Annotated in this window: 23 protein-coding genes; 3 read left to right on the top strand and 20 right to left on the bottom strand. The window is 67.3% G+C overall.

The window, feature by feature from the left end; genetic code table 11:
• Positions 1-11 precede the first annotated feature (11 nt).
• Positions 12-1,061 carry an App1 family protein gene (locus tag D3226_RS15110; RefSeq protein ID WP_337249003.1) on the top strand — a complete coding sequence of 350 codons (1,050 nt, stop codon included), beginning with the start codon at positions 12-14 and terminating at the stop codon, positions 1,059-1,061.
• Positions 1,058-2,131: an FUSC family protein gene (locus D3226_RS13350; protein WP_202383100.1), complete on the top strand. Its 1,074-nt coding sequence runs from the start codon at positions 1,058-1,060 to the stop codon at positions 2,129-2,131. Before D3226_RS15110 ends, D3226_RS13350 begins: the two co-directional genes overlap by 4 nt.
• A 95-nt stretch (positions 2,132-2,226) precedes the next feature.
• On the opposite strand, the gene D3226_RS13345 is transcribed toward D3226_RS13350, so the two are convergent.
• The gene (locus D3226_RS13345; protein WP_202383099.1) at positions 2,227-2,784 is read right to left on the bottom strand and encodes a YceI family protein; all 558 of its coding nucleotides are present in this window, start codon (positions 2,782-2,784) and stop codon (positions 2,227-2,229) included.
• 132 nt (positions 2,785-2,916) lie between these two features.
• Between D3226_RS13345 and D3226_RS13340 the strand changes: the two genes are divergently transcribed.
• Entirely contained in the window at positions 2,917-3,600 is a 684-nt protein-coding gene (locus D3226_RS13340; RefSeq protein ID WP_202383098.1) for a mismatch-specific DNA-glycosylase, read from the top strand.
• Here D3226_RS13340 and D3226_RS13335 read toward each other — a convergent pair.
• The 19 genes from D3226_RS13335 to D3226_RS13245 all read right to left on the bottom strand — a co-directional run bounded on the left by D3226_RS13335 (position 3,597) and on the right by D3226_RS13245 (position 26,366).
• A complete protein-coding gene (locus tag D3226_RS13335) occupies positions 3,597-4,343 on the bottom strand; it encodes a type 1 glutamine amidotransferase (RefSeq protein WP_337249002.1) in 747 nt (248 codons plus the stop codon). The genes D3226_RS13340 and D3226_RS13335 overlap by 4 nt on opposite strands.
• Positions 4,340-5,665 carry a Mur ligase family protein gene (locus D3226_RS13330; protein ID WP_202383097.1) on the bottom strand — a complete coding sequence of 442 codons (1,326 nt, stop codon included), beginning with the start codon at positions 5,663-5,665 and terminating at the stop codon, positions 4,340-4,342. The genes D3226_RS13335 and D3226_RS13330 overlap by 4 nt, the downstream gene beginning before the upstream one ends.
• A 23-nt stretch (positions 5,666-5,688) precedes the next feature.
• Positions 5,689-6,426, bottom strand: coding sequence for a tRNA (guanosine(37)-N1)-methyltransferase TrmD (trmD, locus tag D3226_RS13325; protein WP_202383096.1), 738 nt, complete (start codon positions 6,424-6,426; stop codon positions 5,689-5,691).
• Positions 6,423-7,067 carry a ribosome maturation factor RimM gene (gene rimM / locus D3226_RS13320; protein ID WP_202383095.1) on the bottom strand — a complete coding sequence of 215 codons (645 nt, stop codon included), beginning with the start codon at positions 7,065-7,067 and terminating at the stop codon, positions 6,423-6,425. The genes trmD and rimM overlap by 4 nt, the downstream gene beginning before the upstream one ends.
• Positions 7,067-7,348: an RNA-binding protein gene (locus D3226_RS13315; RefSeq protein WP_202383094.1), complete on the bottom strand. Its 282-nt coding sequence runs from the start codon at positions 7,346-7,348 to the stop codon at positions 7,067-7,069. The genes rimM and D3226_RS13315 overlap by 1 nt, the downstream gene beginning before the upstream one ends.
• A gap of 5 nt (positions 7,349-7,353) precedes the next feature.
• Positions 7,354-7,788, bottom strand: coding sequence for a 30S ribosomal protein S16 (gene rpsP, locus D3226_RS13310; protein ID WP_202383093.1), 435 nt, complete (start codon positions 7,786-7,788; stop codon positions 7,354-7,356).
• Between the two features lie 140 nt (positions 7,789-7,928).
• Entirely contained in the window at positions 7,929-9,452 is a 1,524-nt protein-coding gene (locus D3226_RS13305; protein ID WP_237462890.1) for an aminopeptidase P family protein, read from the bottom strand.
• A gap of 21 nt (positions 9,453-9,473) precedes the next feature.
• A complete protein-coding gene (locus D3226_RS13300) occupies positions 9,474-10,775 on the bottom strand; it encodes an alpha/beta fold hydrolase (protein ID WP_202383092.1) in 1,302 nt (433 codons plus the stop codon).
• Between the two features lie 35 nt (positions 10,776-10,810).
• Positions 10,811-11,776 (bottom strand): ABC transporter permease, encoded by a 966-nt coding sequence (locus D3226_RS13295; RefSeq protein ID WP_202383091.1) that lies wholly within the window; start codon positions 11,774-11,776, stop codon positions 10,811-10,813.
• Positions 11,776-12,738, bottom strand: a complete 963-nt coding sequence (locus tag D3226_RS13290) for an ABC transporter permease (protein ID WP_202383090.1) — start codon at positions 12,736-12,738, stop codon at positions 11,776-11,778. Before D3226_RS13290 ends, D3226_RS13295 begins: the two co-directional genes overlap by 1 nt.
• A complete protein-coding gene (locus D3226_RS13285; RefSeq protein WP_202383089.1) occupies positions 12,735-14,576 on the bottom strand; it encodes an ABC transporter ATP-binding protein in 1,842 nt (613 codons plus the stop codon). The genes D3226_RS13290 and D3226_RS13285 overlap by 4 nt, the downstream gene beginning before the upstream one ends.
• 75 nt (positions 14,577-14,651) lie before the next feature.
• On the bottom strand, positions 14,652-16,415 hold the full coding sequence (locus tag D3226_RS13280; protein WP_202383088.1) for an ABC transporter substrate-binding protein: 1,764 nt from the start codon (positions 16,413-16,415) through the stop codon (positions 14,652-14,654).
• A gap of 171 nt (positions 16,416-16,586) precedes the next feature.
• A complete protein-coding gene (locus D3226_RS13275) occupies positions 16,587-17,735 on the bottom strand; it encodes a hypothetical protein (protein WP_202383087.1) in 1,149 nt (382 codons plus the stop codon).
• Complete coding sequence (gene ffh, locus D3226_RS13270; protein WP_202383086.1) at positions 17,736-19,301, bottom strand: signal recognition particle protein; 1,566 nt, start codon at positions 19,299-19,301, stop codon at positions 17,736-17,738.
• Between the two features lie 95 nt (positions 19,302-19,396).
• Positions 19,397-20,251 carry a 3-hydroxyacyl-CoA dehydrogenase gene (locus D3226_RS13265; RefSeq protein WP_202383085.1) on the bottom strand — a complete coding sequence of 285 codons (855 nt, stop codon included), beginning with the start codon at positions 20,249-20,251 and terminating at the stop codon, positions 19,397-19,399.
• A gap of 161 nt (positions 20,252-20,412) precedes the next feature.
• Entirely contained in the window at positions 20,413-21,288 is an 876-nt protein-coding gene (gene ftsY / locus D3226_RS13260) for a signal recognition particle-docking protein FtsY (protein WP_202383084.1), read from the bottom strand.
• 67 nt (positions 21,289-21,355) lie between these two features.
• Positions 21,356-25,027 carry an AAA family ATPase gene (locus tag D3226_RS13255; protein ID WP_202383083.1) on the bottom strand — a complete coding sequence of 1,224 codons (3,672 nt, stop codon included), beginning with the start codon at positions 25,025-25,027 and terminating at the stop codon, positions 21,356-21,358.
• Between the two features lie 102 nt (positions 25,028-25,129).
• Positions 25,130-25,693, bottom strand: a complete 564-nt coding sequence (locus tag D3226_RS13250) for an OsmC family protein (RefSeq protein WP_202383082.1) — start codon at positions 25,691-25,693, stop codon at positions 25,130-25,132.
• Positions 25,694-25,802: 109 nt separating this feature from the next.
• Positions 25,803-26,366 (bottom strand): hypothetical protein, encoded by a 564-nt coding sequence (locus D3226_RS13245; RefSeq protein WP_202383081.1) that lies wholly within the window; start codon positions 26,364-26,366, stop codon positions 25,803-25,805.
• Positions 26,367-26,446 lie beyond the last annotated feature (80 nt).

The raw sequence follows: 26,446 nt of genomic DNA, 5'->3' as shown, positions 1-26,446 counted from the left end.
GAATGTCTTAGGTGACTGCCCCCGACCAGCCCGACTCCCGCCCCCGCTTCGCGGCGCGACTTGAGGACTGGATCCATGTCCGCCGTGCCCGCCGTGCCGTCTCGCGCGGAAAATCGCCGTCGGTCATCCCGTACATCGGGTATGGCAGCACCGAGTGGGTGCGCGTGCTCGGCCGAGTGCTGTACCTGAAACCCGACACTCGCGAGCACACTCGCTTCCGGCCCGATGTCGCGCAGGTCTCGCGTGTGCGCGGCTGGCGCACCTTCACGAGCTTGTCGGCGCCGCACGAGCGCGTTCGCGTACACATCGACGGACAGTTCGTCGCGGAGGTGACCGCCGATCGCGGCGGCGTCATTGACTCCATTGTTCCGGTGCAGCTCTCCCCGGGCTGGCACACGGTCTCACTGCAGACCGGCGACAGCGAAGTCGCCGACGCCCCCGTCAACATCGTTGATCCTGCCGCGAAGTTTGGGGTGCTCTCGGACGTGGACGACACGATCCTCATCACGGCGCTCCCCAAGCCCTTCGTTGCCGCCTGGAACAGCTTTGTGCTCGATGAGCATGCCCGCTCGGCCACCCCCGGCATGGCCGTGATGCTCGACCACCTGGTCGCCCGGCACCCCGGCTCCCCCGTTGTGTACCTCTCGACGGGCGCGTGGAACGCCGCTCCCGCGCTCAGCCGGTTCCTCGCACGCAATCTGTACCCGATGGGCCCGCTGCTGCTCACGGATTGGGGCCCCACGCACGATCGCTGGTTCCGCAGCGGGCGCGAGCATAAGCAGCGTGAGCTGAAGCGCCTCGCTGCCGAGTTTCCCGAGGTCCGCTGGGTGCTCATCGGTGACGATGGTCAGCACGACGAGTCGCTGTACCACGAGTTCGCGACCGCGCACCCGCAGAACGTGGCCGCCGTTGCGATCCGACAGCTCTCGATTGGCGAGGCCGTGCTCGCGGGTGGTCGTTCGAAGGCTCGACTCAACCGAACCACGAGCGGTGTGCCGTGGGTGTACGGACCCGACGGGGCGACGCTCCGCGAGGAGCTGCGCAAGCTCGGCGTGCTGTGAGCGGGCCCACCACTCACCCGTTCCGGAGGTTCGAACGTAACCTCACCGGGCGCTTCACGGTGGCTGTCCGCCCGTCCTGGTACCAACTTGCGAAGGCGGCCGCGGCGGCGATCCTCACCTGGTTCACCTGCCTGCTCATCTTCCCCGAGCAGCTGCCCATCTTCGGCGCGATTGCTGCTCTGATCGTCATGCAGGACAATGTCGATCTTTCGCTCACGCGCGGCATCGAGCGCGTCGTGGGCGTGCTCGTCGGCATCTCGGTCGCGCTCGGCGCCGGGGCGCTCTTCGGCCCCCAGTCGTGGCTGTTCATCGCGGCGATTGTCGTCGCGATGGCAGTGGGTTGGCTGCTGCGCATGTCGCCGTCGTCCACAAACCAGATCGCGATCACCGCACTCCTCATGATCGCGCTCGGCGGCCTCGAACTGCACTATGGGGCCGAGCGGCTCATCGAGACCGCGATCGGCGCGGCCATCGGTGTCGCCCTCAACGCGCTCGTCGTTGCCCCCGTGAAGAATTCCTCGGTCAACGAGGCGATTGTGGCGCTCACCGATCACTCAGCCCGTGTGCTCACGCGCATCGCCGACGCGCTCGACGAGCCCCGCGATCGCGCGTGGCTGGCCGAGATGCTTGCCGAGGCCCGCACGCTGCAGGATGAGCGCGGCCGTGTCCACGATCTGCTCCGTCAGGCCCGCGAGAGCCTGCGCTTCAATCCCCGGAGTCGCCGCTACCGCCAAGGCCTCGCCGACGACGACGCACTCTTCCAGCGCCTCCAGCGCATCGTGACGCAAATCATCGGTATGGCTCGAGCGACGGCAGACCTCTACGATCCCGAACTGGTGACCGATCCATCCGTGATCGGCATGGTCGAGGAGATGCGGCGGGCCGCCCACGATCTTGAGCGCCTCGGGCACCTCACCTCCGACGTGGCGGCCACGAGCCCCATCGAACCTCCCGCGCTCACACAGCCCTACACGATCCCGCAGCCCCACCCCGAGCACTGGGTGTTGATTGGCTCGCTCATGGAGGATCTCCGGCGGGTGCGGGGTCGCATCACTGGCGAGCTCGACTGAGGCCAGGCCCCCAGACGTGCGAGGGGCGGGGCACCACCCGGAAGGTGATGCCCCGCCCCGCTCGCCCGGCGCACTGCGGCGCCGCGCAGGCACGCTTACGCCTGGAGTGCCGCCTGAACGTCGATGTTGATCGTCACGTCAGAGCCGAGCAGCAGGCCGCCCTTCTCGAGGGGCGCGTTCCAGCTGAGACCGAAGTCCTCGCGCTTCACGGTCGTGGTTGCGGTGAAGCCGGCCTTGTAGTTGCCGTAGCCGTCCTCGCCGAAGCCACCGAACTCAAAGTTGAAGGTGACGGGCTTCGTCACGCCGCGCATGGTGAGCTCGCCGTCGACCTTGAAGTCGCCGTTCTCCTCGCGCGCACCGGTCGAGACGAAGGTGAGCTGCGGGAACTCTTCGGCAGCGAAGAAGTCGCCGGTGCGCAGGTGGCCGTCGCGGTTCTTCTCGTTCGTGTTCACCGATGCAACGTCGGCAGACGCGGTGACAGTCGACTCGAGGGGGTTTTCGGCGGTCACGAAGGTCGCGTCGAAGTTCTCGAACTTGCCCTTGACCTTGCTGATGGCGAGGTGGCGCACAGAGAAGCCGACCTCGGAGTGGGTGGGGTCGATCACCCAGGTGCCTACGCGGTAGCCGGGGATCTGCTCAGCGGTGATGGTCATGCTCTGCCTTTCGTTTGGGGGCGGTACACGGGGTGCAACAGATACATGCAAACGAATATTCCTTGTTTCCCGAAAAACTTTTCCGCCGGGCGCGTCGGCACTGCGTCTGCCGTCATTCGCTACCCTGGAGCCATGTCTCAGCGCCGGCCCTCACCCCTCGGCGGAGCGCGGCCGCGCCGCGAGGAACTCGCCCGCTTCGCCAGCCACGCCCCAGGAGCAGCCGACGAGCCTGGCACGCTCGATGACGTGCTCCCGGATGGGCCCGGCGATCCCGCGCTGCGATTGCTCATCGTTGGCGTCAATCCGGGGCTCTGGACCGCGGCCGTAAACGCCCCATTCGCGTACCCGGGAAATCGTTTCTGGCCCTCGCTCCACCGAGCTGGCCTCACAGACACCCTCGTCGACGCAAGCCGGGGGCTCTCGCCCGCTGACGAGCGTCAGCTCATCGACCGCGGGATCGGGATCACCAACCTAATTGGGCGCGCCACGGCTGCCGAGCGCGACCTCACGCGGGAGGAATATCCCACTGCGGGGCGACGCCTCGTGGAGCGGATCAGCGAGCTCCGTCCGCACACGGTCGCAATTGCCGGCATTGGTGCGTTCCGCAAAGCGTTTGCGCAGCCCCGGGCCGCGCTCGGCAGGCAGGACATCGAGCGCATTCCTGGGTGGCCCACCGACATCCAGCTCTGGGTGGTCCCCCAGCCCAGCGGCCTCAACGCACACGAGACCGTCGAATCGCTCGCGGAGAAGTGGCGGGCGGTGTGGGCCGACAGCGCTGAACAGAACTGGGGTTCCAGCGGAGAGGTGCGCTCTTAGCGGGGTCGCCGCTTTGCGCTCTCGCGGGCGCGGAGCACCGTCTCGCCGACCACGGCGCGCGGCTCGAAGCTGCCGTAGCGTCGGCGAGCCGCTTCGCCAATGAGGAAGTCGCTCAGCGCCGGGTTCTTCGGGAGGAGCGAGCCGTGCAGATAGCTGCCGATCACGTTGCCCGTGCGGGCGCCCTCGACCCCATCGTTCGGGTTGTTTCCCGCTCCCTGCACCACGCGGCCCAGCGGCTCGGAGCCCGGCCCCAGTGTGGTGTTGCCGCTGTGATTCTCGTAGCCGATGATCTCACCGAACTCGGCGGTGTCGAGCACGATGTTGCCGATCATGCGCTCGGTGCCGCCGCGAGTCTCGACGTCCAGCACGCCAATGCCAGCGAGCTCTTCGCCCGTGTGCGTGATGAAGCGGTGGCCAAAGAGCTGGTAGAGCCCACACACCATCAGCATGGGGACCCCGTCCGTGGCGAGCGCACGGATCTCATCCGCGCGCGCGGCGAGGTCGGCAGCAACACGGCCCTGGCCTGAGTCCTGGCCACCGCCGCCGACCACGATATCGATCTGCTGCGGCAGGACGTCGCCCGGGTTGATCTCCACCACGCGGGGCGCAAAGCCGTGCGCGCGTGCGCGACGCTCGAGAGCGAGCACGTTGCCGCGATCCCCGTAGATGTTCATGTCGCGCGGATAGAGCGACACGATCACGAGTTCGCGAGAGCCCTCCCCCGCAGAAACTGCTGCGCTCACCAGATGTCCTCCACATCAGTCAGCTCCGCGAGTGCGCGGCGGAGTTCGAGCATGGCCGTATAGGTGCAGTAGATGCGTCGCGGCTGACCCATGGTGCGCTCCCGGAACGCTGCGAGTGCACGGCCGAGATCCTCCTCGACTGCGCCGACCGGAACATCATCGTGCTCGAGCCGCAGCGCCATGTCCCACGCGCGGGCACCGCTCACGGTGTCCACGCCCGCGGGGGCGAGCGAGCTGAAATCCACGTCCCACAGCCAGGACATGTCGCGCCCATCCGCGTACTGGTCGTTGATTGCGATCATCGCGGCGACGCCGTCGGCGGCAAATGATGCGAGGCCGAGCCGGAACCCCGCGGGATTCTTCACGAGGACGAGCTCAAGCGGCTGGCCGTCGAGCTCCAGTTGCTCGCCGCGACCAAACGCGGGGCGCACCTCGGCGAGCGCCTCGACAATGCGCGCGGTGTCCGCGGGCGGGGCGATCCGGGCCGCGCGATCCGGCAGTGGGCCAGCGGCGAGCACCTGCCGCACGACCGCGAGCGCGGCTGCCGCGTTAAACGTGTTGTACAGGCCCTCGAGTTTCAGGCTGGTCCGATGCGACGCATCGTCGATTTGGAACACCGCCTCGTGGTCACCCAGCTCCACGAGCGTCACGTCGGCGCCGCCAGCCGGGCCCTCGCGCACGGCGGGAGCTCCCGCGTGGAAGTCGTCGTCGCTCGGGAACGTCGCCAGAAGGTCGTCGGACAAACCGAACTCACGCACATCGACGGCGGCGGACCGCTGGCGCGTGCGCTCCCCGATCTCGCGGATCAGCCGATCCTCGCGGTTGACCACGAGCCCTTCGCTTGTCGCGTCCGCGATGCGCTGCAGCAGCTTCGCAGTCGTGTCGATTTCGCCGAAGCGGTCGAGCTGATCTCGCAGCACATTGAGCAGCAGCGTGAAGCGCGGCGGCACGCGGTCGATGAAGTACATCGCGTGCGCCTCATCGAGTTCGAGCACGGCGATGTCTGCGTCGAGGCGGCCGGCGAGCGACCCCTCGGCAACCGCCGCGGCGACGACTCCGCGCGAGAAGTTCGAGCCCGTGCGGTTTGTGAAGACCCGAAGCCCCTGGGCCTCGAGCATCTCGACGATCATCTTCGTGGTCGTCGTCTTGCCGTTCGTTCCGCTCACCGCGACCACCCCGTAGGGCAGCCGGCCGAGCACACGGCCGAGGAAGCCCGGATCAAGCTTCTCGACGACAAGCCCGGGGATTGCCGAGCCGCCACCGCGCAGGCGCGCCGCCTGCCGAACGCTCTTCCCGATGAGGGCGGAGATCACATCACGCATGGAGCAAGCCTAGTGGAGAGGGACTAGTCGTCCGCTGCGTGGCGGCCGGCGGACTCGCCGCGCTGCTCGCGCGTGAGGAGCTCGGGGCGCACGCGGCGCGTACGCTCAACGCTCTGCTCGGTGCGCCAGGCCGCAATCGCGGCGTGGTTGCCGCTCAGCAGGACCGGCGGTACGGCACGACCGCGCCACTCGGCGGGCTTCGTGTAGCTCGGGTACTCCAGCAGGCCGTCCTCGTGCGATTCCTCGACGAGGCTCTCGGGGTTGCCCACCACGCCCGGCACGAGGCGCGCGATGGCCTCGATCATGGCGATCGTCGCGACCTCGCCGCCGTTCAATATGTAGTCACCGATGCTGACGAGCCGCACGCGACCCCGCTCGGCATACTCCTCGAACACACGCTGGTCGATCCCCTCGTATCGACCACAGCCGAACACCAGGTGCGGTTCCTCCGCGAGCTCACGCGCCATGCGCTGGGTAAACACCTCGCCAGCGGGCGACGGGAAGATGATGAGCGGATCGGGATCAGCCCCATCCTCTGCGAGCACCGCGTCCAGCGCAGTGCCCCACGGTTCCGGCTTCATGACCATGCCCGCGCCGCCACCGCTTGGCGTGTCGTCAACGGTGCGGTGCTTGTCGTGCGCGTGCTCGCGCAGATCGTGGACGCGCACGTCCACGATGCCGCGCTGCTTTGCCTTGCCGAGCAGTGAGAGCTCGAGCGCGTCAAAGTAGCCGGGGAAGATCGAGACGACGTCGATCCTCATGCGCCGGTCTCCTCATCGCGCACGCGCGCCGCGGGTTGCCCGGCGTCCGGACCGCCCGCGATCTCGGCTTCGCGCTCCACGAACAGGCCGGCAGGCGGGGTGACGTGCACCACGCCGGCCTCGATATCGACGCTCGGCACGATCTGTTCGACGAACGGCACGAGCACCGCGCCGGTCTCGGTGGTGACGACCAAGAGGTCCTGCGCCGGGAAGTGCTGCACCTCGGCCACGACGCCGAGCTTCCGCTCGCCTTCGACAACGTCAAGCCCAACGAGCTGGTGGTGATACCAGGCGTTCTCTTCCTCGCCATCGGCCACGGCATCTTCGTCAATCCAGAGGATTGCCCGCACGATGCCCTCGGCAGCGGTGCGGTCGGGGAGCTCCGCGAAGAAGCCGACCGGCGAGTCGTTAAACCAGCGCAGCTCGCGCAGCGTGATCGTGCGCCCAAACCAGGGCGACTCCTCGGGGACCTGAAGGTAAAACTCGGCGCCCGGCACGAAGCGCAGCTCCGGGTTGTCCGTGAAGAGCTCGAGCTTGATGCCGCCCTTCAGGCCGTGCGGCTTCGTCAGACGGCCAACACGCAAACTCCCCGCCCCGCTAGCGGGACGGGGAGCATGCGCGCGCCCGGAGGCGCCGGCCATCAGGCGTCGCTTCCGGTCGAGACGGCCTCGGCGGCGTCGTCAGTATCGACGACGTCAACGCGCACGCGCTCACCCGCGGCAAGCGAGTTCACGACGGTGCGCAGCGAGGAGGCGGTGCGGCCGCCACGGCCGATCACGCGACCGAGATCCCCGGGGTGCACGCGCACCTCGAGCACCTCGCCGCGCGATCCACCGCGGGCGTCAACCCGCACTCGATCCGGATGGTCAACGATTCCTCGGACGAGATGTCCGAGGGCGTCAGCGAGCGCCTGTTCAGCCAAGAGGATTAGTCCTCGGTGGTCTCAGCGGCCTCGGTGGCCTCCTCGGCGGGAGCCTCAGCAGCCTCCTCAGCGGGGGCCGCAGCCGGCTTCTCAGCCTTGGGACGGAGAACGGCCTTCTTCGAAGCGTCTGCCTCGAAGACAGCCTTCGCCTCGGGAGCCTTGACCTGCGACTCGGTCGAGCCCTCGCCCGAGAACTTGCCCCAGTCACCCGTGAGCTTGAGGATCGCTGCAACCTGCTCGGTCGGCTGTGCGCCGACGCTCAGCCAGTACTGTGCACGATCCGAGTCAACCTCGATGAAGGAGGGGTTCTCGGTGGGGTGGTACTTGCCGATCTCCTCGATCACACGACCGTCGCGCTTGGTGCGCGAGTCGGCAACGACGATGCGGTAGTAGGGTGCGCGGATCTTGCCGAGGCGCTTGAGGCGGATCTTGACTGCCATGAGATGACTCCTTGATTGTGAAACGACGACACGCGACGAAACTGGGCCGCTGCGCGAAAGCCTGGGCACGCGAATGCGTGAACTCGTCTATTTTGCCACAGCGACACCCTGTTTCGCAATTTTTGCTGGGACCAGGAGTTTTAGAGTCCACCTCCGAGCTGATCCGCCATCCAGGCCTCAATTCCTGCCGCGTCAATGGGCAGTGCGTCGCTCAGCACCTCGGTGCCGCTGTCGGTGACGATGAGGTCGTCCTCGAGCCGCACACCGATCCCGCGCAGCTCAGGCGGCACGGTCTCGTCCCACGCGTGGAAGTAGAGTCCCGGCTCAACGGTCAAGGCCATGCCTGCCTGCACGGTACCCCCGAGATACGCCTCGTAGCTCGAGCCGTCGCAGTCGTGCACGTCGAGACCGAGGTGGTGGCCGACGCCGCACACGATGTACCGACGATGCTGTTGGCCGTGCTCCGAGAGCGCCTCATCGACCGACACGGGGAGCAGCCCCCAATCTGCGAGTCCGCGTGCAATGACTTCCATGCTTGCCGCATGGAAGTCCGCCCACGGCCGCCCGGGGCCAACCGCCGCGAGGCCAGCGCGGTGCGAGCGCTCAACGAGGTCGTGCACCTCGCGCTGCACCGCACTGAAGGTGCCGCTCGCGGGGAGCGTACGCGTGACGTCTGCCGTGTAGCCCGAGCGTCCTTCCACACCCATGTCGAGAAGCAGGAGTTCTTCGGGCAGGATCTCGCCGTCCGCACGCACCCAGTGCAGCACGGGCGCGTGCGCTCCGGACCCGACGATCGTCGAGTACCCCGGCGCCTGACCCACCGTGCGGGCGTGGCGATCAAAGGTGCCCTGCAGCCAGCGCTCTCCCCCGCGCTCGATGGCGCGCGGGATTTCACGACGCACCTCGGCGAAGCCGTCCACCGTGTCAAGGATGGCACGGCGGAGTTCGGCGACCTCCCACGCGTCCTTGAACATGCGCAGCTCGGAGAGCACGCGTGCGAGCTCGGCAGAGCGCGGCGTCCCCTCGAGGCGCGCTCCCGCCCCCGCCGCCACGACAGCGGCGCCCGCGACGAGCGCGCCCACCGGGAGTCGCAGCTCGGCGATCGGCTTCACGGTGAGGCCCAGCGCTGCCTGCAACTCGGCGACTCCCGGCTGCGGCCCCACCCACAACTCGCCGTGCGCGGCAGACGCATGGAACGCTGCCTCCCCGGGGCGCGCGGGCGGCGTGACGTAGAGCACCGCGTCATGGCCGCCCGCCGCGGGCGTGAGCACGAGGACACCGTCTTCGACGCCGTACCCAACGAGCCAGAGGAAATCGCTGTCGGCACGGAACTCGAAGAAGTTATCGTTCACGCGCAGCTGCGCACGACCCGCCGTGATCACGAGCGCCTGGCCGGGCAGCTCGGCAGAGAGCCGGGCGCGGTGCGCTGCCGCAGCTTCTGCCGCCCCAGTTTCCACGCGCGGCGTGCGATCCGCCTCCCCCCAGCCGGTACTGATCCACTCCGTGAAACCCGGCGTGGTGGAGAGCAGCGGCATGCGCGGATCGCGCCGTACCGCGCGCGAGTTCGGCATTCCGGACTCCCAGTCAACAGTGCGGACCGCGGCGCCGAGCCCGGACAGGCTCGTGGCGTGGGGTGCGTGGGAGGCGTGCGAGGCGTGGGACATCAGTGATTCTCCTCCTGAGAACTAGTTGCGGGTGCTGGGGGTGCCGCCGAGCCGATGCTCGAGGGCGGTGAAGAGCCGCTCGGCGACACCGTCGTGGTGAACGCCATCGTGCTCGAATTCGTTCGTGACCCAAGCATGCAGCGCAGACACGCGCGCCGCGGTGTCGAGCGACAGCCCCGCGTCGACGTACATATCGTCGAAGTAGACGGCCGCCTCCACCGGCACAGCGTTCTGCGCAAGCTGTGCGGTGTCGTACATTTCGATCGGCCATTCTCGCGCAGCGAGTATTTCAACTCCCGCGCGGAAGCCGCGGAGCGCGCGGATCTCCTCGAACATCCAGGGGAATACCATCTCGCCCGTGAAGAGCAGTGACCTGGCGTCGGGAGCGAACTCGGGCCGCGCATCGCGCTCGCGCTGCGCCGCCCAGGCGGAGGGACCCGGCCCGTAGATGCTCTCCTGCAATGCAATGAAGAGCGGATTCGTGGCAAACCCCGTCGCCTCACCCACCGTCTCGAGGAAGGTGTCGCTCAAGCGTGTCTCGTCCGCGTCGGCGAAGGCTTCGTCGAGGAGCCAGTGCACCCGGTCGAAGCCCGGGGCCATACCGAAGTCGAGTCCCAGCGTCTGGAATCGCTGCACGGTGAGGCGATCCCCATCCGCGAGTCGCACGTCCTCCGCCTCGAGCAGGTCCGCGATCCGGTCCACCCGACCCGTGAGGTGCGGGGCCCGCTCTCGGAACACCCGATTCTTCTCGAGCACGCGCGGGAAGGTGCGGCGGTACACCTCTGCGGGATCAGGCTCGAGCGCGGCGAGCCCACCCGTCACTGCCGAAGCCACGAGCGCCTCCGGCGCGGTGGAGAGGTAGTGCAGCGTGAGGAAGCCGCCATAGCTCTGCCCAATCGACCACCACTGGCGCCCGGCGTAATGCGTCGCGCGCACCGCCTCAAGATCTCGCACAATCGAGTCCGCACGGTGGAGCGACAGCCGCCGTGCTGATTCTTCGGCTGGCAGCTCGGCGAAGTCTCTGCCGGAGAGCGGTGTGGAGCGGCCCGTCCCCCGCTGGTCCGGGATCACGAGTCGGAACCTGCGGAGCGCTGCCCCCACCCACGAGCTTCGGGCGAGCGGGCGCGTTCCCTTGCCGCCAGGACCACCCTGCAGGTGGACGAGGAGCGGCAGGTCCTCCGAGCGGCGCTCAGCGGCGACGAGCTCGCGTGCGTACACGCGGATCGTTTCACCCTCTGGGTCGTTCCAGTCAAGCGGCACCGTCGTCCACACGTCGCGCGCGACGATGTCCGTGCCAATCAGGTACTCAGCGCTTCGCTGCATGGGGTATCCGTCCTTCCAATGGTGGGTCACTCGAGCTACTTGCCGGCGGTGCGAACGCGCGAGTCGAGCAGCGCGTACAGCGTATCGACCACGAGGTTTGAGATGACCACGAAGACACCGCCGAGCAGCACGATCGCGATCACCACGGGCCGATCCTGCATTGCCACGCTGGTGACTGCGAGAGCGCCCACGCCCTGGAGGCCGAACACCTGCTCGATCACAATCACGCCACCGAGCAGCATGCCGATGTCGATCCCGAGCTGGGTGACGAGCGGCGGCATGGCACTGCGGAAGGCGTGCACGTACGTCACCCGCCGCTCCGTGAGGCCCTTCGCGCGCGCGGTGCGCACGTAGTCCTGCCCGAGCACCTCAAGCATCTGGCCGCGGGTGAGCCGCGCGTACACAGCGCTCGTAACGAGCGCGAGCGTGCACCAGGGCAGGATCAGGTGCCACACCCACTGCAACGGATCCTGCGCGAAGGGCACGTAGCCGGAGGGCGGGAAGAGCGTAATCCCCAGCTTTGTCGGCAGGAAGTAGAGCGTGTAGAGCGCGAGCATGCCGAGCACGAACGTGGGGAAACTGATGCCCACAATGGCAAAGCCCTGACCCAGTCGATCCCGCACGCTGCCGGGCCGCTTCGCCGATGCAATGCCGATCGGGATGCCAATGAGGAGCCACACGATGACAGCGCCAAACACGAGCGACATCGTGATCGGGATCCGGGTGAGCACGATGTCCGCGACCGGCAGGTTGGTCCGGTACGAGTATCCCAGGTCGCCCTGCACGAGGTTGCCGATGAACATGAGGTACTGCTCAAGCATCGGCTTGTCGAGACCGAGATTCGTGCGGATCTGCGCCATCAGCTCCTCGGTCGCCTTGTCGCCCGCGATAATGCGCGCGGGGTCGGAGGGCGTGACGTAGAACAGCACGAAGACGAACACGCTGAGGAGAAACAGCACGAGCACACCAAAGCCGATGCGCGAGGCGAGGAAGCGAACCATCACTTCCCTCCCTTCGTGGAGGACGGGTCGAGCGCATCGCGCAGACCGTCACCGAGCAGATTGAACGCGAGGGTCAGCGCGAGGAGGGCGAGACCGGGAACGAGCACCATCCACGGCGCCACCATGTACATCGAGCCGTTCGCCGCGTCCGCGAGCATGTTGCCCCAGCTGGGCGTCGGCGGCACGATGCCGAGGCCGAGGAACGACAGGGTGGCCTCGAACACGATCGCCGCGGGGATCATGAGCGTGGTGTAGACGATGATCGGCACCACGAGGTTCGGCAGCACACCCGTGAACATGATGGACATCGGTGACTCGCCGAGGGAGCGGGCAGCCTCCACGAACTCGCGCTCGCGGATGGCGAGCACCTGACCGCGGATCACGCGTGCGAGCCCGGTCCAGCTGAAGAAGACGATGACGGCGATGGAGAGTTGCAGACTCGGGCCGAGCACCGACACCGTGGCGATTGCGACGAGCAGGAACGGCACGCTCATCACCAGGTCAATCACCCGGCTGAGGATCGTGTCGACCACGCCGCCGAAGAAGCCGGCGATCATTCCGATGAGAATGCCGATCGCCGACGCAATGAGCGATGCAACAACGCCGACCAGCAGCGACACGCGTGCACCATAGGCAAGTCGGACCAGGATGTCGCGGCCGAGCTGATCGGTGCCGAGGATGAACTCACTGCTCGGTCCCACCGGTATGCCCGCCGACGACAGCCCGGACTCGCGGAACTGCTCGGTTGGCCCGTGCCCGGTCCACTGTGCCACGAGCGGCGCGCCCAGCGCGAACGCCACGATCAGCACAATGACGATCGCGGAGACGATGCTCGCGGGATCACGGACGAGGCGCGCGGCAGTGAGCTGCCAGGAGCTGCGCGCCTTGACCTCCGCGGCACGCCGAGCGGCAGCCGCCGGGGTGATGAGCACCTTGGTCTCTTTTGAGAAAACGCGGTTCATGCGTGGGCCTCCGTCCCAGAGACCGCCGCCGCGGCAAGGAGCTCTCGCTCGCGCGGACGGCGGGGAATCTCGGGCGCCGCCGCGGCAAGCAGGCGCTGCGTAAAGGGCTGCTGCGGGGCGCCGTAGACGGCTTCCGCTTCACCAAGCTCGATGATGCGGCCGCCCTCCATCACGGCGATGCGGTCGCACACGTGCCGCACCACGGCGAGGTCGTGGGAGATGAACAGGTAGGTGAGTCCCAGCTCGCGTTGCAGCTCGTCGAGGAGGTTCAGCACCTGGGCCTGAATCGACACGTCGAGCGCCGAGACCGGTTCGTCCAAGATCACGAGCTCAGGCCGAAGCGCAATCGCACGCGCGATGCCGATCCGCTGCCGTTGGCCCCCCGAGAACTGAGACGGGAAGCGGTTGAAGTGTTCGGGGTTGAGACCCACCAGCTCCATCAGTTCCTGCACCCGAGCCTGGCGCTCGCGACCAGACGCGACCCCGTGGATCCGAAACGGGTCCCCAATAATCGCGCCGACGCGACGCTTCGGGTTCAGTGACCCGAAAGGATCCTGGAACACGACCTGCACGCGCCGCCGCTGGGCACGCCACTCCTCACCGCGCAACTCCGACGTATCGCGGCCGTCGAAGTGAACCGTTCCACTCGTCTGCGGGATGAGGCCCGCAATCGCGCGGGCAAGGGTGGTCTTCCCACAGCCACTCTCTCCCACGAGGCCGAGCGTTTCACCACGCCGCACCGACAGGCTGATGCCGTCGAGCACGCGCTTGGGCGCTGCCCGTCGTTGCCGAAATTCGAGCGCCAGATCACGCACTTCCACAATCGCGTCGTCCTCGGAGATCGCCAGCGCAGGCAGCTTGGGATCGGGCGGTGCGGGGGCGCTCGGCGGCGTCTCGAGCCAGCACAGTGCCTCGGTGCCGTCGGAAAACTCGCGCAGCGGCGGACGCTGGCCACAAATCTCCATCGCATCCGGGCAGCGGCTCTGGAACACGCAGCCGCTCGGCGGTGTCAAGAGGCTCGGCGTGCGTCCAGCGATCGGCACGAGCGGCGCGCCCGGAGCCGTATTGAATGAAGAGGAGCGCAGCAACCCGGCCGTGTAGGGGTGGGCCGGGTTGCCGAGCACCTGGGCGCTCTCCCCCAGCTCAAGGCGACGCCCCCCGTACATCACCATGACGCGATCGGCGACGCGCGCCAGCACGCCGAGGTCGTGGCTGATCATGATGACCGTAGCCCCCAGGTCCGCGCGCATCTCTGCGAGCAGATCGAGGATCTGTGCCTGCACGGTCGAGTCCAGAGCGGTGGTGGGCTCGTCGGCGATGATGATCGCCGGCCCCAGGGAAAGCGCCATCGCAATCATGACGCGCTGGCGCATCCCGCCTGAGAACTGGTGCGGGTATGCGTCGAAGCGCTCCGCCGCGTTCGGGATCCGCACCTTCTCGAGCAGCTCGATCGCCCGCGCCTTCGCCTCAGCCTTCGTCACCTGCTCGTGGGCGCAGATCTGCTCAACGATCTGCCACCCGATGGTGTACTGCGGGTGCAGGCTCGAGAGCGGATCCTGGAAGATCATGCTGATCTCCTTGCCGCGGAGCCTGCGAAGCCCATTGGCACCGAGAGTCAGCAGGTTTTGCCCTCGAAACGACACCGTCCCGGACGTCTTCGCCTGCGGGATCAACCCCATGACTGACTGCACGAGTACGGACTTCCCGGAGCCAGACTCGCCCACGATGCCGAAGAACTCGCCCTCCCGCACGTCAAATGAGACATCCTGCACAGCGTGCACATCGCCATCCTCTGTGGGGATGTCCACCACGAGATTCGACACTTCAAGAATCGTCATCCGATTCACCTTTCCCAGGCGCGGGTGGGGCGGTGCGACCACACAGGAGCACCGCCCCACCCTGCTACCGAGTTGTTACTTCGTGAGCCAGACGTTCGTCCAGTCGCCGTTCTGGGCGAGCGCATAGATCTCGAAGTTCTCGACGCGCGCTGAGTGGTAATTGGCCTTCTTTCGAGCGACAATGCTCACAATGGGCGAGTCCTGCATCACGGTCTCGTCCACCTGGTGCCAGAGCTTGCCTGCCTCCTCAGGGGTCGCTGCTGACAGCGCCTCGGTGGCGAGCTTGTTTGCCTCATCGTTGTTGTAGTCGACGTAGTTGTAGGTCTGCGGGGTCCCGTCGAACGTGAACTGCGGCTGGAACACCGAGCGCGCAGCGCCGCCTACCCAATCCGGGGACCAGCCCACCAGTGCAACGTCCCACTCGCCGCCGGTCGTGTTCTCCACGTTTGACATGAAGTTGGCGTAGTAGTCCGTCGGCGGGACTGGGAAGAGCTCAACCGTAATACCCGCGGCCTCGAGGCTCGCCTGTACCGTCTGTGCGATGTCGGGCTGGGTGCCTAGGTTTCGGTAGGGGAACTTGAGCGTGAGGTTCTCGACTCCCGCTTTCGCCAGCAGCTCCTTCGCCTTCTCCGGGTCCGCCTTGCCCGACTTGTCGCCGTACAGCGAGAAGTCCTCGTAGCCGTTAACGCCAGGGCCGAAGATACCGTTCGTTACGGTAGCGATGTCCTCGCCGCCCATCACCTGCACGACTGCGGGCTTGTCGATGGCGTACTGAATAGCCTGACGCACCTCGAGCTTCTGCAATGCGCCGCCGTTGTTGTCGGTTTTCGTGTTGAACCAGAGGAACTGATCGATGCCACCGTTCTCCATAGTGGAGAACTTCTCATCGTTCGCGGTTGTGAGCTGCTGAATGTTCGCGGGGCTCGGTTGGAGGTCGAAAAGAAGATCCGCGGAGCCAGCCTGCAGCTGCTGCATGGCGGCGTCGGCCTCGAGACCCATGGTCATCTGGATCTCGTCGACGTACGCGCCGCGGAGCGGATCGCTCTTCGCGTCCCAGGCCTCGTTGCGAACGAACTTCATCGAGACGTCGGGCTTGTGCTCGGCCACCGTGTACGGGCCTGAAGCAATGAAGTTGTTGCGGTACTCGGGTGAGTCCGGCAGGTAGTCGAGCACCTCAATCGGCGCGGGGTTGGCCGTCGGCAGGCTGAGCATCGAGGTGAAGTCGGATGCGGGCTCAGTGAGTGTAAACACCACGGTCTTGTCGTCGGGCGTCTCAATGCCGGAGATGTCGTTCTTCTCGATGTAGTCCTTCATCGGCCCGACCTCGGGAGCCACCTTCGCGAAGCCATCGCAGAAGCTCTCCATGCCGTCGATCAGATTGATGAAGTACCCACCGAGCGCCGCCCCGATATGCGGATTGCAGATGCGCTTGATCCCGCGCTCGACGTCGCTCGCCACGATCGCGCGAGCGCCGTCTGGAGCACCCCACTGCGCACCGTCGCGCAGTGTAATCGTGTAGGTGAGTCCATCGTTTGTGGGCTCTGGAACCTCGGTCGCGAGATCACCGGTCAACTCCACACGCTTGTCGACCTCGTTCGACGACTCGTAGCCCAGGATCGAACGGGAGATCGCGCGGACCACGCTGTTCACCGGCACATAGGCCGTGAGCTGCGGGTCGAGCCGATCCACATCGCCGTTCGCGAGCACCTTGAGGGTGCCGCCCGTCTGGGGTTCACCGGCAGCGTCGCCACCGCCCCCGCCACCGCTCGCGCAGCCGGTGAGGCCGATCGCGGCAACGGCCACCATGGCCGCGCCTGTCAGGATCTTGTTCCGAGTCATTGAGTCACCCTTGATTCGTTGAGTCGCACAGCACCGCTCGGCCTGTGGTCGGGATCAGGGAGAAGCCCCATCACCCGGTTAGTACAATAGTACATGTCAGAGTGTACATGGCGCAGAAAAATCACGGCTCGGTCACGATCCGAGAGACCGGGCGGGCGGAAGCCAGAACAGCTAGCTCAGGTCGAGCAGCCACCCCAGCACAAAGGGGAAGGTGAAGAACGCCGCACCGAGGGCGCACACGAGCGCTACGGTCCACACACGCGAGCCGCGCGCGAGCCGCTGCCCAGGCGCGGCGACCTGCAGGCGCGGACGCGCAGCGCGCGGGTCGGTGTAGTGGCGGGCCTGGTGGCTGAGCTCCGCGCCCAGCACCTCCGCGAAGAGCAGCAGCGCCGTGGTCTCCGAACGGTCCCAGCGCCGCCCCACGCGGCGCGACACAATGAGGATCCGATCTTCGACAACCTCGATATCCCAGTGCTTCCCGTGATCGATGAGCACTGCCATCACATCGGGCGTGAGGAGCTCAAGCGCGTCGCGCGCGTAACCCTTGGGGGCATAGCTCGCGAAGTAGCGGTCGAAGTCGCCCTCCAAGGAGAGTCGTTGCGCCCCTGCAAGGAACTCTCTGAGCCGTCCGTTCGACAGCGAATCAATGACGAGGTGCGGGAGGGCACGGGGAGCACGGAGCTGGAGGTAGCGGAAGCCGAGGAGCGGGCCTCGCGCATCGTTCTTCCCCCCAGAATACGACGCGATCGCGAGCTGAAGCGACGGCTCCGCCCCCAGCCAGGCGGGCTGCTCCGCAGGGGAAAGCGAGAAGTTGGCGCGGAAGCGCGCCGCATCGCCCGGCACCGCGAGCATGCCGAGCCGTCTGCGTCGCGCCGCCCCGCGCGCTGTCCCATCGTTCGGCTCCGCAAAGAAGATCCCGCGCGCGGGCGGCGCAGCACCCAGCCGGGCGTAGCTCAAGCCACGAGCGGCGGCGAAGCTTCGAAACGCGAGCTCGCGGCGCAACTCACGCGGCCGATCCAACAGGATCACCGCGAACACGCCGAGCATGAGGACCAACCAGAAGCCCCCAACCACGAGGCCGCCGCGCATCCACTCAAGCCACGCGGGGAGAGATATTGGTGCGGGGAACTCGCCAGCGAGCGAGGTCCACAGCAGCAGTGCGGCGATCGTGGGAACCACCAGCGCGGCGCCACCCGCCGCCCGCCAGAAGACGCGCGGCTCCTCGGCGCGCACTTGGCCCCAGCTGATCCGCGCGGGCCACTCGCGTCGGAAGAGCGTGAGACGCTCGGCTGCCGCAGCGCCGTGCGGCAGCGAACTCACTTAGCGCATGCCCTTCCCCAGCATCTGCTGCAGCTTCGCCATATCTTCCTCGGTCGGCTGCGCGCCCGCACCCTTCCCCAGGCCGAAACCGGAACCCGTGGGCGTCTCGGCCTGCTTCGCGGCCACGCCCGCGGCTTCCTGGGCACGCTTCGCGGGGTTGCCGGAGCGCTGCTTGCCCTTACTCTTGGCCTGCTGCTTCTTCTTCCCGCCGTGGCCGCCCATGCCGGGCATCGGGCCCATTCCGGGAATCTGCGGGACACCGCCGCGGGCAACAGTCTTCATCATCTTCGCGGCCTGCTCGAAGCGCTGCACGAGCGCGTTCACATCGGTCACGGTCATCCCAGAGCCCTTGGCGATGCGCAGACGTCGCGACCCGTTGAGGATCTTCGGGTTCTGCCGCTCAGCCTTCGTCATCGACTGGATGATTGCCTCGGTGCGCACGATCTCGCGCTCATCGAAGTTGTCGAGCTGCTCCTTCATCTTCCCCATGCCGGGAAGCATGCCCATCATCTTCTTGATGGAGCCGGCGCCACGAAGCTGCTGCATCTGGCCGAGGAAGTCGTCGAGCGTAAACTCGTCCTTCGCGATCTTCTCGGCGACCTTCCGCGCCTCGTCCTCATCGAACGCGCTCTGTGCCTGCTCGATCAGCGAGAGGATATCGCCGAGGTCAAGGATGCGGCTCGCCATCCGGTCGGGGTGGAACGGCTCGAAATCCCCAAGCCCCTCACCCGTCGAGGCGAACAGGATCGGGCGTCCGGTCACGCCGCGGATCGACAGCGCCGCGCCACCGCGGGCGTCGCCGTCGAGCTTCGTCAGCACGACACCGGTGAAGTCCACGCCCTCCTGGAAGGCCTGCGCGGTTGCAACGGCGTCCTGGCCGATCATCGCGTCAATCACGAAGAGGACCTCGTCGGGTTCCACCGCCTTGCGGATGTCCGCAGCCTGCTGCATGAGCTCCTGGTCAACACCCAGTCGACCAGCCGTGTCGACGATCACGAAGTCGTGCTGCTTCGCGCGCGCCTCGGCAACACCCCCCTTGGCCACCTTGACGGGATCGCCAACGCCATTGCCCGGCTCGGGCGCGTAGATTGCCACGCCGGCCTGCTCAGCGACCACGCCAAGCTGTGTCACGGCGTTCGGTCGCTGCAGGTCACACGCAACGAGCATCGGCGTGTGGCCCTGATCCTTCAGCCACTTCGCCAGCTTGCCCGCGAGGGTCGTTTTACCCGCGCCCTGCAGGCCGGCGAGCATGATGACCGTCGGCGGCTTCTTCGCGAACTGCAGCCGGCGCTGCTCACCACCAAGAATCGCGACGAGCTCTTCGTTGACGATCTGCACGACCTGCTGAGCGGGGTTGAGCGCAGCATTGACCTCGTCGCCGAGGGCACGCTCACGCACCTTCCCCGTGAAGTCCTTCACGACGTCGAGCGCGACGTCTGCTTCGAGCAGCGCGCGTCGAATCTCGCGGACGGTGCTGTCAACGTCAGACGCGGAGAGCTTGCCCTTCGCACGCAGGTTCTTGAAGGTGTCGGTGAGCCGCGCAGAGAGGTTTCCGAAAGTAGCCATGATGGGTCGATTCTAGCTGTTTGCACGACGCAGGTGCGCATCATGCAGCGGTGGCCCGGGTCGTGTCGACCCGGGCCACCATGAGTGGATGTGAACTACTTCGCGCTGTAGTCGTAGAAGCCGCGTCCTGCGCCCTTCCCGAGCCAGCCCTTGTCGATGTACTCACGCTTGATGTGCGCGGCGAACTCCTGCATCTCGGGATCCTCGCTTGACGCCCCCAGCTGGTAGGGCGTCATCATGCCGACGACGTCGTAAATCTCGAACGGGCCGGTCGGTGCTCCCGTTGCGATCTTCCAGGTCTTGTCGATGTCCTCGGGCGTTGCGACGCCGCGCACGAGCAACCGTGCACCGGCATTCAAGAACGGGACCAGGAGGGAGTTCAGCACGTATCCCGGCTGCTCCTTGTGGATGCGGATCGGCACCATTCCGATCTCTTCCGCGAACTGGGCGACCGCTTCGAACACCGCGGGATCGGTGCCCTCGTGCCCCATCACCTCGCCGACATTGAACTTCCACACCTCATTTGCGAAGTGGAGCGCAAGGAACTTCTCGGGGCGGCCGGTGAAGGGCGCGATGTCGCTCGGCAGGAGGGTCGAGGAGTTCGTGGCGAAGATCGTCTTCGCGGGTGCGAGCTCTCCCACCCGCTCCCAGGTGCTCTGCTTGATGTCGAGCCGCTCAGGAACCGCCTCGATCACGAGATCAGCATCGGCGAGCGCGTCGGCGAGATCCGAGGACGTCCGGATTCGAGCCACCGCCGCATCGAGCTTTTCGGGCGTGGCGTCGGGCAGGTCGCGCAGGTAGAGCGGCTTCAGGTACTCCCAGCGCTCGGCGAGCTTGCCGAGAATCTCATCGCTGAGGTCGTACGCGACCACCTGCTTGCCCGAATACGCCGCCTGGAAGATGATCTGGGAGCCGAGGACGCCGGTTCCCAAGACGGTGAGGTTCTGCATGTCTACCCTTTCTCGAACGCCCCGCCTGGTTGGCGTGGCTTTCGGTCCGGCGGCCGCAGCTCGTGGCTCAGCCGTCAGGCCTCGTTCTTCTAGGTATACCGCACTTTTGCACTCAGCGGTCAGTTTTTCGCGACGGGCGGAAGAAACTGCGCCGCACGCGGCTATCCGACGAGCTGCTGGGCAAACACGTGCGGGGTGAAGCCCGTGAGGTCAGTGATGCCCTCTCCCTGACCGACCAGCTTGATCGGCAGCCCCGTCTTCTCCTGTACTGAGAGCACGAAGCCCCCCTTCGCCGAACCGTCAAGCTTCGTGAGCACGAGTCCCGTCACCCCTGCGTGTTCGATGAACGCTTCCGCCTGCGCGAGCCCGTTCTGGCCCGTCGTTGCGTCGAGCACCAGCAGCACCTCAGCCACGGGCGCCTGCTTCTCGATCACGCGGCGCACCTTGCCGAGCTCGTCCATGAGGCCGCCCTTGGTCTGCAGGCGCCCCGCGGTATCGATGATCGCGATCTCGAAGTCCTCCTCGATGGCCCGCTGCACGGTCTGGAACGCAACCGAGGCGGGATCCTGGCCCTGCTGCTGCGGCTTCACGATGTCCACGCCCGCGCGATCAGCCCACGTGGCGAGCTGCTCAACCGCGGCCGCGCGGAAGGTGTCTGCGGCACCGACAATGATCCGCTTGTCGAAATTCTTGAGGTAGTTGGCAAACTTCCCAATGGTCGTCGTCTTGCCGACCCCGTTCACCCCCACCACGAGAATCACGGCCGGCCGCTCGGAGAGCCGAAGCGTCGGATCGTACTTGGCGAGGCGCTCCTCGACGGCGTCGCGGAGCATACTGCGGAGCTCCTTGACCTCGGTGACACGGTGCCGATCGACGTCCTCACGGAGCTGGTCGAGGATGCTCTCCGTGACGTCGGGGCCGAAATCTGCGGTGATGAGGGCGGTCTCCAGATCGTCCCACGTGTCTTCAGTGATCAGCGCGGGGCCGCTGAAGATGTTGCGGAATGCCTTCGAGAAAGACCAGGATCGCTCAGCCATACCCTGAGTCTAGTGGTGGGGTCTCGTGGTGGGCTCTCGTGGTGGGCTCTCGTCCGCTTCAGACGGCTCAGTCCTCGCGGGTGATGCGCTGACCGACCACGGCGGAGATCCCGTCCTGCCGCATCGAGACCCCGTAGAGCGCGTCGGCGATCTCCATGGTGCGCTTTTGGTGCGTGATGATGATGAGCTGCGAGTTCTCGCGCAGCCGCTCAAACACCTGCAGCAGTCGCCCGAGGTTTGCGTCGTCGAGCGCCGCTTCAACCTCGTCGACGATGTAGAACGGGCTCGGCCGCGCCTGGAAGATCGCGATGAGCCACGCCACCGCCGCCAGCGAACGTTCTCCGCCGGACAGCAGCGAGAGGCGTTCGACTTGCTTGCCGGCGGGCCGGACCGTCATTTCGATCCCCGTGCCGAGCAGATCCTCGGGCGCACTCAGCGCGATCTCGCCAGAGCCGCCCGGGAAGAGGATCGGAAACACCTCGGCAAACGCGGCCCGGGTGTCCTCGAACGCCGCCGCAAAGATTCCCTGCATCTTCTCGTCGAGTTCGCTGATGATCGCGAGCAGGTCGGCGCGCGTCTTCGTGAGGTCAGCGAGCTGTTCGGTGAGGAACGAGTGGCGCTGCTCTAGCGCCGCGAACTCCTCGAGAGCAAGGGGGTTGATTCGCCCGAGCTCCGCCAAGCGCTTCTCCGCCTTGGCCAGTCGCCTCTCCTGCTCCGCACGCACAAACGGACGCGTCCTGACCTGCTGCACCGCCTCGTTGACGGTGGCAGTGTCGCTCGCGGCAGCCGGCTGGTCGAGGCCAAGCTCCGCGGCAAGCTCGGCCTCGAGGGCATTCGCGAACCGCGGCTCGGGATCGGCTCCGTCGGAAGCCAGCGCCTGCGTCTCAACGTCGGCGACGGCGTTGGCGTCTGGCTCGGGAATCGGCTGTTCGGGGCCATACTCCGCGATCAGCACGTCCTCGACGAGCCCGAGCTCGTTGCCCGCCCGCTCGAGAAGGCCGGAGAGCTGCAGCTTCCGCTCGTAGCTTTTCAGTTCAGCGCCGTGCACGCGCTCGGTGAGGCCGTGCAACGTGTGCCGCAGCTCCGCGTCTTCGGCGCGCAGGAGCGTGAGTTCCTGGCTGTGCCTCGCGCGTTCGGCCTCCGCCTGTTGCTGCGCAAGCCGCGCCTCGGCGAGCGAGCGATCGCAGGCGTCGAGAATCCCCGGCAGCGCCTCCGCAACGCGCTCCGCCTGTGCCACTTGCCGCGCCCGCAGCACGGCGCGCCTCGCCGCTTCCTCGGCAGCGCGCTGCTCTGCGGCGAGCTGCGCGATCAGCGCTTCGTGCCGCGCGACGCCGGCGCGCGCACGCTCGCGGGCCGTCTCCAAGCCGAGTCGACGCTCGAGCTCCGCAGCACGGGCCACTTCAAGCTCCGCGAGCAGGCCATCTCGCTGGCTGGCATCGAGGATCGGTCGCGGTGCCGCCTCCGCCTCGCGCAGCGCGTGCGCAGCACGGTTCGCCTCCTGCTCGAGCGGCGCTGCCGACGCTGCGACAGACGCGAGTCCCTGACGCGAACGCTCGGCTTCCGCGGCCGCGGAGTCCGCCCGGGTGGCGAGGCGGTTGCGTTCCTGCGCGATCTCCGCCAATCGAGCGTCAGCAGCGCGCAGCTGCGCGAACGACTCCTGGGTTGCGCGCTTTGCACGCGCGGCGTGCTCGCGCAGCTCGGCAAGTTCCAGTTCCGTGCCCGCGATCTGCTCAGCGACCTCGTTACGACGCTGCGTGGCCTGCTCGAGCTCCGCCGTAAGCGCGATGCGGGAAGGCGCGCCACCGGATCCACCGCTCAGCGTGTACGCGGTGAGTACGTCGCCGTCATCGGTGACCACCGTGTACCCGCCCCCGGGCAGGAGCCGACTGAGCTCGGGCGCTGCTGCCACTGCCGCGTTCAGGCTGGGCGCGACGTAGCTTCGGGCGAGGAGGCCACGTACACCGTCGGGCGCAGCGAGCAGCAGATCAACCGCGCGCGTGAGGCCGGAAACCTCGGGTGCCGCGTCCGCGAGTTCGGCGCAGTCCGAGAGCACGACCCGAAGTCTGCCGAGGTCCTGATCCCGAGCGAGATCCACGGCACGCTCCGCCGCAACCGTGTCCGCTGCAAGGAGTGCGTCGGCGTACGAGCCGAGCGCGGCGCCCACAGCGGCTTCAGCGCCCTCGCGCACGCGCACGCGCTCGGCGACCCGCCCCGTGATCCCGGGGCGCGACTCCGCGAGCAGCGCGCCTGACGCGTCCCGCTGGTCAAGCGTGCGGGCGAGCGCACCCACGCGGGCATCGAGTCCGGCACGCTCCTGCTCCAGTTCGTGTAGCCGGTCGCGCGCAGCGTCACGCAGGGCTTCGGCCTGGGTCTGGGCGTCCTGTGCGGCGCGGTGCGCATCGTCAAGCCCGCCTTCAGGTCCCTCCGCAGCCTCCTCGCGGGCGGCAAAATCCGCGAGCTGGTCGCGCGCCTCGGCGAGCCGCGCCTCAGCCTGCGCAACTGCGTGCTCGCGTCGTGCGATCTCCTCGCCCACGGTCGCATGCTTCTGCGCCGCCGCCTCTGCCCTGCCGCGCAACTGCGACAGCTCGAGGTCGTGCTTCGATACCAGTGCGCTCTGAGCCGCAATGTGCTCGTCGATCGCGTCGAGCGCCTGCTGCGCGCGGCGGGTCGCCGCTCCGGCGGCCTCCCACGCCGTCTCAGCCTCGGGCACGGCGTCCGCGAGCTGGGCCGCCTCGGCCTCGGCCTCATCCACGGCGCCCTGACCGATGCGCGACAGCTGTTCGGGAGCCTCGGCCTGCGTCGCGAGGAACGTGAGGCGCTGCTGGGTTTGGGCGAACAGTCCGCGCAGTTTCGCCTGCACCGACTCGAGCCCAATCGTCACACGCCGGGCTGCGTCAAGCTCGTCACTCTGCTGCTCGGCTTCGAGCCGCTGGATCCGAAGCTGCTTCTGCTCGGTCTGTTCCTGCAGCACGATGCGCTCGGAGTGCCGCTCCGCCTCGTCGCGAGAGAGCGCGTCGAGCTCCGCGCGCACTCGGGCAACGTCGTCGGCGAGGAGCCTGGCTTTTGCGTCACGCACCTCGGCGGCGATGCCCTGCGCCGCGCGGGCGACCTCGGCCTGGCGTCCCAGCGGCTTGAGCTGTCGCCGGATCTCCCCCGCAAGGTCGTTCAAGCGGGTGAGGTTCGCTTCCATCGCCTCGAGCTTGCGGAGCGTGCGCTCCTTGCGCCGCCGGTGCTTCAGGATCCCGGCGGCCTCTTCGATGAAGCCGCGGCGATCCTCCGGGGTGGCTCGGAGTACCGCGTCGAGCTGGCCCTGACCGACGATGACATGCATCTCGCGACCGAGGCCCGAGTCGCTCAGCAGCTCCTGCACATCGAGCAGCCGGCACGCCTCGCCGTTGATCGCGTACTCGCTCGAACCGTTGCGGAACAGCGTGCGACTGATCGTCACCTCGGTGTAGTCGATCGGCAGCGCACCGTCAGCGTTGTCAATGGTGAGGCGCACCTCTGCTCGGCCGAGCGGGCCCCGTGTCGCGGTGCCCGCAAAGATGACGTCTTCCATCTTCCCGCCGCGCAGCGTCTTCGCGCCCTGCTCACCCATCACCCAAGCGAGTGCATCAACGACGTTCGATTTCCCTGACCCGTTCGGGCCGACAATCGCGGTGACGCCGGGTTCAAACTGGAACGTGGTTGGTTGGGCGAAGGACTTGAAGCCCTTGAGCGTGAGGCTCTTCAGGTGCACGCTGCCTCCTCCCCACGCCGCATCGGCCGCTGATACTCCCCCGAGCTTAGCGGTGACCGGGTGCCGCGCCCCAGAAGGTGCGGGGCGCGGCCGAAGGAATCGCTACGCTTTCGCGACCTCAACCGAGATCGGCGTCGGGTTCGCAAAGAGGTCGTACACCGGGCAGTTCACGTCGACCGCATCGCGCAGCTGCTCGTACCGCTCCTGGGACTCCGGGCCCGTGAGCTCAATACGGAGACGGATCGCGCTGAAGCCGGGGCGCACCGTATCGTCCTTCCCGAGGAGCCGTGCAGCGTCGAGATCACCCTCCGCGGTCACATCAATGTCATCAACCTGGATGCCGAGGGCCTGTGCGTACAGTCGATACACGACCACCTGGCAGCCGATCAGCGCGCCGAGCGCGAGCTCGACCGGGCTCGGGGCGACGTCGTCCCCTGCGAGCGGCGCGGGCTCATCGATGACGAACTCGTGCTTGCCCGATCGCAGCCGAGTGGCGACCGCACCCTCGCCGCTGCCTGTCACGCGGTAGGTGAGCTTCGAGGAATCGCGGCGCGCGTCGATCCGCGCGCTCCACGCGGCGCCAGCAGCGTCGAGCCGAGTGGCACGATCCGCGGGCGCAATCTCGGGGATGTCAATGGTGGGCAGTGTGTCCGTCAGCGTCGTCATGCGGGCAACGGTACTGACGGTCGCCCGGCCGCGCACTTCTCCGCGACACAGTCGGTCACGCGAGGTCACGCGGCGTCATACGGCGCGCGGCATGCTGAGCAGCGGACCTCTACGCGGGCAGGATCGTTGTCGTTCGGATGCCGCGCACGCGTTCAGTTTCGAGCCGGAGGCCAAGCCCACGCAGTGTCGTCACGAGCGCAGCCGGAGGCAGCGGGAGGTGCTCCTCGGGCCGGTTGTTGCGGTGCAGCTGCCCCACTGTCCAGCGCTCACGCCGCCCAGCCGCATCAACCACCACCCGCGCCGGCGCACCATCGTGCACGATCACGATGCGTCGCAGTTCGGCAAGCGGGGCGACGGTGCGATCAGCGCTGTCGCCACCGATTGACACCGTTGCCGTTTCGCCCGACAGCGTCAGCGTGATCGGACGCGCCTGCGTGGAGAGGCGAAAGTACCCCACGAGTGCAGCAATGACGCCGCCGACGAGTATGGCGACGAGTACCGCGCTTGCGAGGCCCGACCCGGCGACACCCGCCACGCCGCCCGTGGTGACGCCCACGAACGCGCACACCGCCAGAAAGCCCGGTGAGTATGCCGCACGCACCCGGCTCGCCGTGAAGCGCAACTGCGCCCCGCCACTCACCAGTGTCCACTGCGCTGCATCCGTATCGCCCACGGAGCTCAGCCTAGCGATCCGGCCCCGCAGGAATTGACGAGCGGGGGCCCGGCCGAAGCCGAACCCCCGCTTTCGAGGTG

It is taken from the genome of Leucobacter chromiireducens subsp. chromiireducens (assembly GCF_016758255.1).
Classification (GTDB): Bacteria; Actinomycetota; Actinomycetes; order Actinomycetales; family Microbacteriaceae; genus Leucobacter; species Leucobacter chromiireducens.
The sequence above is the reverse complement of the archived record's forward strand: the minus strand, read 5'-3'. Positions and strand labels throughout refer to the sequence as shown.